We start from the raw sequence: 9,220 nt of genomic DNA, 5'->3' as shown, positions 1-9,220 counted from the left end.
ATAATCGTGCTTAATTAAAAAGAAATTATGGAGATTATTTAAGGATTTTCGCCAAACGTTCACCCATGCGAGTTTCTATGCCGGCTTGTAGGTGAGCTTCGAATTCAACACTATCTTTCGGGAAGAGGTTAATTACGGTTGAACCTAAGCGGAATGCTCCCATTTCCTGACCTTTATTCAGGTGTACGGCAGTTTCGCCGCTGGTTTCATAGTGATATATCACAACGTCTTTCGCACGAGGTGGATTAATCACGCCAGCCCAAACGGTACTCATACTTGCCGTAATTGTTGCACCGACAAGAATTTGCACCATTGGCCCGAATTCAGTTTCAAACTCACAAATCACACGTTCGTTACGTGCAAATAAATTTGGTACGTGTTCAGCTAAGAACGGATTGACCGAGAATAATTCGCCCGGTACATAAATCATTTTACGCAATGTTGCATCACACGGCATGTGTACACGGTGGTAATCACGTGGTGACAAATAAGTGGTAATAAAATGGCCGTCTTTAAATTTATTCGCCATTTCTTGATCGTTCGCTAATAAAGTCTCAAGGGTGAAAAAATGACCTTTCGCTTGTAGTAAACGATCATCTTCAATTTTGCCTGATTCGCTCACTTTACCATCTGCCGGTAAGCAAAGTGCTTGTGCGTCTTGGTTAATCGGACGAGCATTTTCTTTTAATGGACGAATAAAGAATTCATTAAAAGTTGCATAATCAGATGCATTGCTTTTTTGCGCTTCTGATAGGTTCACATTATATTGTTTAGCAAATGTACGAATAATAAAGTGGGTCACCCCCCCCCATTTTTGTTCTGCCAGCCAGCCTGCTAAACGAGTAACAGGTAATTGTGGAAAAATGTATTGAAATGCGACTTTCACTCGTTGCCAATAAGTAGGTGTAGAGTATGGCTTTAAAGACATTAGGTTGTATCCTTTTTGTTCAATTATAGAAATAGGCGCAAAGTATAACAGAAAGAAAAGTGAATTACCTAATGTCATCAAAAAGTAACAAGGGGCTGAGTTAAGATGTAGCATAGAGATAGAGGAATTAGGCCACATATTACCCTAACTCAGCAAATGTTATATGAGTGTGATTATTGCAATACAATACGTTCGCGATTTTTTTCCAGTGTGGCTTTGCCAATACCGGAAACATCGGTTAGTTGCTCTAGGCTGCCGAATGCACCGTTTTTTGTACGGTATTCAACAATAGCTTGGGCTTTTTTAGCGCCAATACCCACTAATTTATCTTGAATTTCAGCGGCAGTCGCTGTATTGATATTAATTAAATTGGCATTCGTAATGGCTTCCGACTTATGCTGTTCTGTGCTGACTGCTGGCGCATTTTGAACCACTGGTGTCGGTTCTGCATTGGATTGCTTTACTTTTTCTGCCGCAAAAGTGCCGGCAGATAACATACCGATTAACAGGCTTAAGCCAAGTTTTGAATGTGTTTTCATAAATGTCTCCTTTGTGTCTAAGATTGTTTTTTAATCGTTTTGCTTTCAAGCACTTTACAGGTTAAATAAAGAGGTGAGCAATTGGTGAGCATTATTTTTGCGATCAAGATCGAGAAAATTGTTTATCTTATGGTCGAAAATAGTAAAATGAGGATATAAAGTTATGGTGTGATGTGAAGATTTGGAGCTTTTGTAAAATATTTAACAAATATTACCGCGTCTAAATATAAATTTTCTGAAAAATCGTGTGCTGATTAAAGAGAAATACTTTAAAATGGGGATAATTTATTCAGCGGGGGAATTTCCCATTATTTTTTTCACCTAAAATTGGAAAGTTAAATGTCACAAAATAATTTTCGTAAAGAGCCAACTTTTGGCGAGCCGTCTGTTGCACAATCGGCGGAGCAAGTAGCAGAAGCAATCATTAATTCAGATAGCGCAAAATCTGTTGAAGCGGCAAAAGTGATTGCAAGCAATGCAACGGTATCATTACATTCAAATCAAGCACCAAGCTATACTTTTACGCCTGTGATGAAGCGTCCTGTTGATGATACAACGCCATTAAAATCCATTGAGGAAGCTCAAAAGGTGAATACAGAAATTTCAGAAACAGAAGAACTGAAAGTTGCACAAAATTCAGGTTTTGCGTTCTCACCGGTAGCGGAAGAAACCGCTGAAGAAGTGAAAAAAGCAGAGCCGGAACAAGTTGGAAAATTAGTTACAGAGGAAAAGCCTACGATGAATACGAGTAATGAAAATCGTGTAATTCCTGCCGTGAATTCTACCCCAGCAGCTGAAGCTGTTGCAGTAGCGAGTGTGCCATCTAAATTCCGTCGTTTGGGATTAGTAGCAATTTTAGCTGCAATTTTAGCCGCTATTTTCTTCTGGTTAAAACCGAGCGCGCCGGAAACTGTTGAAGAGTTACAGTCTCAACAAGGTAGTTCGTTACCAATTGAATTCCGCCCGGTAGATGAAGAAGAAGCAAAACGTGCGGAAGCGCAAGCAAAAGCCGAGCAAGAAGCAATTGCTCAGCAACAAGCACAACAGGCACAACAAATTCAGCAAGATATGAATGTTGCGACTACACAACCAACAACTGAGGCAGCTCCGGCGACAAGCGTTACGCCGACAACAGAAATTCCAGCTGCTACGGCATCAACTACGAACGTAGTTGCTGAAGAGTCAAAAGTTGAGCCGGCTCCGGTTGTGGATAAACCGGTTGTGCAACCTGCACCGGTTAAACCTAAAACGCAAGGTAGCGTGATTCATCAGGCTGAAGCACCGAAACAACCGAAAGTGAAAGCTATTACGGCAGATGAATTTAATGCGAAAAAAGCGAAGAATGCACAATTAGATCAATTGGTGAAGAATGTAGAAACAGGTAGGCCGGTGGCAAAAACAGCAGCACCTACGGCAGCTAAAACAGCGCCGACAAAACCGGCAACGGTAGTGGCAGTTGCAAGTAAAACCATGACAGTGCCAAAAGGTACATCATTGATGCAAGTATTCCGTGATAACGGTTTAAATATCTCGGATGTAAATGCGATGAGTAAAGTCAACAAAGTGGTAAGCAATCTAAAAGTGGGTGAGCGTGTAAGCGTACGTTTAGATAAAAATAACCGCGTAGTTGAAATGAGTATCGGCTCTGGCGGTAAGTTTACTCGTCAAGCAGACGGTAGCTATAGCTTTAAATAATTAAAATCAAAGGGCAGCGCTACAAACGTTGCTCTTTTTTTCTCAAAATTTTGAGAAGGAGAGTAGTTGTAAAATGAGTGTTTTTTTTCAAAAGCCATGTTATTTAGCAGTATGTACCGCTTTGCTGACACTGGCAGGGTGTAAGCCTTTAGAAGCGCCGATTGAGCAAGTACAACGAGTCCAAACGGTCATACAACAGGCTCAAACGGAAATTAAGCCGACAGAAAAAGTGACCGTGGTAAAGAGCCAGACCTCAACACAGTTTATTTGTAAAAATGATGTGGTTGTAAAGGTTCAGCGTTCTAAAGCAAAAAAGGTGAATAATAAGGCGAAACGAAAAGTAGGTAACCAACAAGCGATTTTGGTTACTTACGGTAATACAACACATACGTTATCGCCGGCAGTCACGAGAGACGGTAAAAAATATAGCAATATCCGCTGGACGTGGAAAGAACGTTTAAATGGTGAAGCTTCTCTCACAGATAATAGCAATAGTGTTCTTGCCAGTGAGTGTAAACTTAAACCGTAGAAAATAAGCGGTCATTTTGGCTTAGTTTTTTGCAAAAAATAGGCTAAATTTGACCGCTTGTTATTTGAATAAAAGGAAGACAATGAATATCTTAATTATTGGCCCGTCTTGGGTCGGCGATATGATGATGTCGCACGCACTATATCAACAACTTAAGGTTCAATATCCGAATTGTCAAATTGACGTGATGGCTCCAGATTGGTGTCGTCCGCTGCTTGCTCGAATGCCGGAAGTGCGGAAAGCGATTTCGATGCCGATTGGGCATGGTTCATTCCGTCTGTGTGAGCGTTATCAATTAGGAAAATCGCTGAGAAATCAATATGATATGGCGGTTGTGTTACCTAATTCGCTTAAATCGGCATTTATTCCTCTATTCGCTAAAATTGCGGTGCGCCGAGGTTGGAAAGGTGAAAGCCGCTATTTCTTTTTAAATGATTTGCGTAATAACAAGCAAGATTACCCGATGATGATACAGCGTTATGTTGCGCTGGCTTTTGAGAAAAATGCCGTGCCGGATGCCAAAGCATTGCCGATGCCAGTACCTTATCTACGAACGCAAGCGACTGAGATCACTGCGACCAAAGCGAAATTTACTAAACAGTTTGAATATGCTGAACAACGTCCGGCAATCGGCTTCTGCCCAGGAGCGGAATTCGGGCCGGTAAAACGTTGGCCGCATTATCATTATGCAAAATTAGCGAAAATGCTTATCAAAAAAGGTTATGCGGTACATCTGTTCGGCTCTAATAAAGATAAAGAAGTCGGCGAACAAATTCGTGCAAGTTTAGCGGAAAATTTGCAGCGTTATTGCGTCAATTTAGCAGGGCAAACCGACTTGAATCAAGCAGTTGATTTAATTGCCGATTGTCGTGCGGTGGTAAGTAATGACTCTGGGCTAATGCACATTGCTGCGGCATTAGGCAAACCGTTAGTTGCGCTTTACGGGCCAACCAGCCCGCAATATACGCCACCACTTTCTGATAAAGCGGTGATTATTCGTTTAATCGAGGGCGGTTTGATTAAAATTCGCAAAGGCGATGCTGCTGAAGGCTACCACCAAAGCTTAATTGATATTCAGCCGGAAATGGTTATAGAGAAATTAGACGCATTATTAGGCTAATTACAAGCGGTCATTTTTTGCAAAAATTTTGCAGATTTCGACCGCTTGTTCATATTCATTATGAAAGATAAAGAAATGAAAGTTTTAGTTGTAAAAACGTCCTCGATGGGGGATGTGATTCATACTTTGCCTGCGTTGACGGATGCTAAAAATACGATTCCGAATATCCAATTCGATTGGGCGGTGGAAGAAAATTTTAGTGAAATTCCGCATTGGCATTCGGCGGTAGATAAGGTTATCCCGTTAGCGATTCGTCGTTGGCGCAAGAACTTGTGTCAGCGTCAAACTTGGCTGGAATGGCAAGCTTACCTAAAACAACTTCGCTCAGAAAAATATGATGCGGTGATTGATGCGCAAGGATTGATTAAAAGTGCGGTATTGGTAACCAAGCAGGCAAAAGGAACAAAATACGGCTACGACAAATATTCTGCTCGAGAAGGGTTAAGCAGTCTGTTTTATGATCACAGGTTTGATATTACTTATCAGCAACATGCCGTAGAACGGATTCGCAAGTTATTTGCGATGTCATTGAATTATACTCTTCCCGACAGATTGGGTGATTATGGGATTGTTACTCATTTTGCAAAAAAATATGAAAATTCAACCGCTTATCTGCTTGCGATTCATGCAACAACGAGAGCGGATAAGCATTGGAAAGAAGATTATTGGTGGGAAGTGATTCAAGAATTAAGCGTACAAGGAGTAGAAGTTCGCTTGCCGTGGGGAAATGCGCAAGAAAAAGAACGAGCCATGCGTTTGGTGGAAGCAAGTGCCAATGTGACGGTATTACCGAAATTATCACTCACTGAATTAGCGGAACAAATTGCCGGTGCGAAAGCCGTGTTGTCGGTGGATACCGGTTTGAGCCATTTAGCGGCGGCATTGGATAAACAAAACGTGATTTTATACGGTGCAACCGACCCGAAATTAATCGGCGCTTACGGTAAAAATCAGCATTATCTGACCGGAAACGGTATGGCAAATATTTTACCTTATCGTGTCTTACAAACGTTAGAAACGCTGATCACAGAATAATCAATTTATCCCGTGGTGAATACTTGACTTTTGGTCCGTATAACACTAGAATTTACCGTCCTTTCGTCTTTGAAAGGGTGTTTTTTAATTTTATTTTGAATAATTTTAACTGGAGCTTTTAAATGGCAACTATCAACCAATTAGTACGCAAACCGCGTGTGAAAAAGGTTGTAAAAAGCAACGTTCCTGCATTAGAGGCTTGCCCGCAGAAACGTGGCGTGTGTACTCGTGTATACACTACTACACCTAAAAAACCGAACTCAGCATTACGTAAAGTGTGCCGTATTCGTTTAACAAATGGCTTTGAAGTAACTTCATACATCGGTGGTGAAGGTCATAACTTACAAGAACACAGTGTTGTATTAATCCGTGGTGGTCGTGTTAAAGACTTACCGGGTGTGCGTTATCACACTGTACGTGGTGCACTTGACTGTGCAGGCGTTAAAGATCGTAAACAAGGTCGTTCTAAATACGGCGTTAAACGTCCTAAAGCTTAATGGATCTCCGTTAAGTAAGGCCAAACGTCTAAATTAATCAAAAATTTAAACCATAAACTCCAGTCAATCGTGATGTGCTATCACACACAATAGATGAGTTTTGGATTATCCTGAATATATAAACGGAGTATTTACAATGCCACGTCGTCGTAGTGTTGAACCTCGCAAAATTCTTCCAGATCCAAAGTTCGGTTCAGAATTACTTGCAAAATTTATTAATGTTTTAATGGTAGATGGTAAAAAATCTACTGCAGAATCAATCATTTACGGTGCTTTAGAAACTTTAGTACAACGTACTGGTAAAGAAGCTTTAGAAGCTTTCGAAGCAGCGTTAGAAAACGTACGTCCAACAGTAGAGGTTAAATCTCGCCGTGTTGGTGGTTCTACTTACCAAGTACCAGTTGAAGTTCGTCCAGCTCGTCGTAACGCATTAGCTATGCGTTGGATCGTTGAAGCAGCTCGTAAACGTGGTGACAAATCAATGGCATTACGTTTAGCTAACGAACTTTCAGATGCGGCGGATAACAAAGGCTCAGCTGTTAAGAAACGTGAAGACGTTCACCGTATGGCTGAAGCGAACAAAGCGTTTGCTCACTACCGTTGGTAATTGCTTAGCTTTACATCTTAAAGGCTTCATCCAAATGTGTGGTGAAGCCTTACCCTTATTAAGAATTTTAATTTAAATCCCAAACAAGGTAATAAATAAAAATGGCTCGTACAACCCCTATTTCACTTTACCGTAACATCGGTATCAGTGCGCACATCGATGCGGGTAAAACAACTACTACAGAGCGTATCTTGTTCTATACAGGCGTAAGTCACAAAATCGGTGAAGTTCACGATGGTGCAGCAACAATGGACTGGATGGAACAAGAACAAGAGCGTGGTATCACGATCACATCTGCTGCAACAACAGCATTCTGGTCTGGTATGTCACAACAATATCCACAACACCGTATCAATGTTATAGATACTCCGGGACATGTAGACTTCACAATCGAAGTAGAACGTTCTATGCGTGTTCTTGACGGTGCGGTAATGGTATACTGTGCGGTTGGAGGCGTTCAGCCTCAATCAGAAACTGTATGGCGTCAAGCGAATAAATACGGTGTTCCACGTATCGCATTCGTAAATAAAATGGACCGTACAGGTGCAAACTTCTTACGTGTTGTTGAGCAAATCAAAACTCGTTTAGGTGGTAACGCAGTTGCATTACAACTTCCTATCGGTGCAGAAGACAGCTTCACAGGTGTGGTTGACTTAATCAAAATGAAAGCAATCAACTGGAACGAAGCTGACCAAGGTATGACTTTCACATACGAAGATATTCCAGCAAACATGCTTGCTGAATGTGAAGAACGTCGTGCAATGTTAGTAGAAGCTGCAGCTGAAGCATCAGAAGAGTTAATGGAAAAGTTCTTCGAAGAAGGTGATCTTTCTGAAGAAGAAATCAAAGCAGCATTACGTCAACGCGTATTAGCAAGCGAAATTATCCCAGTTTGCTGTGGTTCTGCATTCAAAAACAAAGGTGTTCAAGCAATGCTTGATGCGGTAATCGACTACTTACCGGCACCTACAGATATCCCAGCAATCAAAGGTATCAACGAAGACGAAACTGAAGGTGAGCGTCACGCAAGCGATGAAGAGCCATTTGCAGCTCTTGCATTCAAAATTGCAACTGACCCATTCGTTGGTAACTTAACATTCTTCCGTGTTTACTCAGGTGTAATCAACTCTGGTGATACAGTTTACAACTCAGTTAAACAAAAACGTGAGCGTTTCGGTCGTATCGTACAGATGCACGCTAACAAACGTGAAGAAATCAAAGAAGTTTGTGCGGGCGATATCGCAGCAGCAATCGGCTTAAAAGAAGTTGGTACTGGTGACACATTATGCGCACAAGATGCGCCAATCATCCTTGAGCGTATGGAATTCCCAGAGCCGGTAATCTCTGTAGCGGTAGAACCAAAAACTAAAGCTGACCAAGAGAAAATGGGCTTAGCGTTAGGTCGTCTTGCACAAGAAGACCCTTCATTCCGTGTTCACACAGATGAAGAGTCAGGTGAAACTATCATCTCAGGTATGGGTGAGTTACACTTAGATATCATCGTTGACCGTATGCGTCGTGAATTCAAAGTTGAAGCGAACATCGGTAAACCACAAGTATCTTACCGTGAAACTATCCGTACACGTGTTAACGATGTTGAAGGTAAACACGCAAAACAATCTGGTGGTCGTGGTCAATACGGTCACGTTGTAATCGACTTATACCCATTAGACCCAGAAGGTCCTGGTTACGAGTTCGTGAACGAGATCAAAGGTGGTGTAATTCCTGGTGAATTTATCCCTGCAGTTGATAAAGGTATCCAAGAACAACTTAAATCTGGTCCATTAGCGGGTTACCCAGTAGAAGACATCGGTGTACGTTTACACTTCGGTTCATACCACGATGTTGACTCATCTGAGTTAGCGTTCAAACTTGCAGCGTCATTAGCGTTTAAAGCAGCGTTCGCAAAAGCTAACCCAGTATTACTTGAGCCAATCATGAAAGTTGAAGTGGAAACTCCACCAGACTACGTTGGTGATGTAATCGGTGACTTAAGCCGTCGTCGTGCAATGGTTAACGGTCAAGAAGCGAATGAGTTCGTTGTTAAGATCAATGCAGAAGTTCCATTATCAGAAATGTTTGGTTATGCAACAGACTTACGTTCACAAACTCAAGGTCGTGCATCTTACTCAATGGAACCATTAAAATACGCAGAAGCACCTACAAGTGTTGCTAATGCAATTATTGAAGCTCGTAAAGCTAAATAATTTATCTTTTAACTTAAAGCCTCAGCAATAGGGCGGAGGCTTATTTCTAGGAAGCTATCAAAG

9 protein-coding genes are annotated in these 9,220 nt (G+C 41.5%); 7 read left to right on the top strand and 2 right to left on the bottom strand.

Annotation, left to right across the window (positions count from 1 at the left end):
- Window positions 1–34 precede the first annotated feature (34 nt).
- Both asd and HMPREF0027_RS10890 read right to left on the bottom strand, forming a co-directional pair.
- Window positions 35–928 carry an archaetidylserine decarboxylase gene (gene asd / locus HMPREF0027_RS10895; RefSeq protein WP_044024527.1) on the bottom strand — a complete coding sequence of 298 codons (894 nt, stop codon included), beginning with the start codon at window positions 926–928 and terminating at the stop codon, window positions 35–37.
- A gap of 173 nt (window positions 929–1,101) precedes the next feature.
- Window positions 1,102–1,467, bottom strand: a complete 366-nt coding sequence (locus tag HMPREF0027_RS10890; protein ID WP_005625222.1) for a ComEA family DNA-binding protein — start codon at window positions 1,465–1,467, stop codon at window positions 1,102–1,104.
- A 339-nt stretch (window positions 1,468–1,806) separates the two neighbouring features.
- Between HMPREF0027_RS10890 and HMPREF0027_RS10885 the strand changes: the two genes are divergently transcribed.
- The 7 genes from HMPREF0027_RS10885 to fusA all read left to right on the top strand — a co-directional run bounded on the left by HMPREF0027_RS10885 (window position 1,807) and on the right by fusA (window position 9,157).
- Entirely contained in the window at window positions 1,807–3,162 is a 1,356-nt protein-coding gene (locus HMPREF0027_RS10885) for a LysM-like peptidoglycan-binding domain-containing protein (protein ID WP_005625221.1), read from the top strand.
- Between the two features lie 73 nt (window positions 3,163–3,235).
- Window positions 3,236–3,691 (top strand): MliC family protein, encoded by a 456-nt coding sequence (locus HMPREF0027_RS10880; protein ID WP_005625219.1) that lies wholly within the window; start codon window positions 3,236–3,238, stop codon window positions 3,689–3,691.
- Window positions 3,692–3,773: 82 nt separating this feature from the next.
- Window positions 3,774–4,811, top strand: a complete 1,038-nt coding sequence (gene waaF, locus HMPREF0027_RS10875) for a lipopolysaccharide heptosyltransferase II (protein ID WP_005625217.1) — start codon at window positions 3,774–3,776, stop codon at window positions 4,809–4,811.
- A 75-nt stretch (window positions 4,812–4,886) separates the two neighbouring features.
- On the top strand, window positions 4,887–5,846 hold the full coding sequence (rfaC, locus tag HMPREF0027_RS10870) for a lipopolysaccharide heptosyltransferase RfaC (RefSeq protein WP_044024561.1): 960 nt from the start codon (window positions 4,887–4,889) through the stop codon (window positions 5,844–5,846).
- A gap of 122 nt (window positions 5,847–5,968) precedes the next feature.
- Window positions 5,969–6,343, top strand: coding sequence for a 30S ribosomal protein S12 (gene rpsL / locus HMPREF0027_RS10865; RefSeq protein ID WP_005543325.1), 375 nt, complete (start codon window positions 5,969–5,971; stop codon window positions 6,341–6,343).
- A 136-nt stretch (window positions 6,344–6,479) separates the two neighbouring features.
- On the top strand, window positions 6,480–6,950 hold the full coding sequence (gene rpsG / locus HMPREF0027_RS10860) for a 30S ribosomal protein S7 (protein ID WP_005625213.1): 471 nt from the start codon (window positions 6,480–6,482) through the stop codon (window positions 6,948–6,950).
- Between the two features lie 101 nt (window positions 6,951–7,051).
- Window positions 7,052–9,157: an elongation factor G gene (gene fusA / locus HMPREF0027_RS10855; RefSeq protein ID WP_005625211.1), complete on the top strand. Its 2,106-nt coding sequence runs from the start codon at window positions 7,052–7,054 to the stop codon at window positions 9,155–9,157.
- Window positions 9,158–9,220 lie beyond the last annotated feature (63 nt).

It is taken from the genome of Actinobacillus ureae ATCC 25976, from assembly GCF_000188255.1.
Taxonomy (GTDB): Bacteria; Pseudomonadota; Gammaproteobacteria; order Enterobacterales; family Pasteurellaceae; genus Actinobacillus; species Actinobacillus ureae.
The sequence above is the reverse complement of the archived record's forward strand: the minus strand, read 5'-3'. Positions and strand labels throughout refer to the sequence as shown.

Excerpts from the sequence above, each read along its gene's own strand:
- fusA (WP_005625211.1), top strand. The coding sequence starts at position 7,052 with ATGGCTCGTACAACCCCTATTTCACTTTACCGTAACATCGGTATCAGT.
- HMPREF0027_RS10890 (WP_005625222.1), bottom strand. The coding sequence starts at position 1,467 with ATGAAAACACATTCAAAACTTGGCTTAAGCCTGTTAATCGGTATGTTA.
- rpsG (WP_005625213.1), top strand. The coding sequence starts at position 6,480 with ATGCCACGTCGTCGTAGTGTTGAACCTCGCAAAATTCTTCCAGATCCA.
- HMPREF0027_RS10880 (WP_005625219.1), top strand. The coding sequence starts at position 3,236 with ATGAGTGTTTTTTTTCAAAAGCCATGTTATTTAGCAGTATGTACCGCT.
- rpsL (WP_005543325.1), top strand. The coding sequence starts at position 5,969 with ATGGCAACTATCAACCAATTAGTACGCAAACCGCGTGTGAAAAAGGTT.
- asd (WP_044024527.1), bottom strand. The coding sequence starts at position 928 with ATGTCTTTAAAGCCATACTCTACACCTACTTATTGGCAACGAGTGAAA.
- waaF (WP_005625217.1), top strand. The coding sequence starts at position 3,774 with ATGAATATCTTAATTATTGGCCCGTCTTGGGTCGGCGATATGATGATG.
- HMPREF0027_RS10885 (WP_005625221.1), top strand. The coding sequence starts at position 1,807 with ATGTCACAAAATAATTTTCGTAAAGAGCCAACTTTTGGCGAGCCGTCT.
- rfaC (WP_044024561.1), top strand. The coding sequence starts at position 4,887 with ATGAAAGTTTTAGTTGTAAAAACGTCCTCGATGGGGGATGTGATTCAT.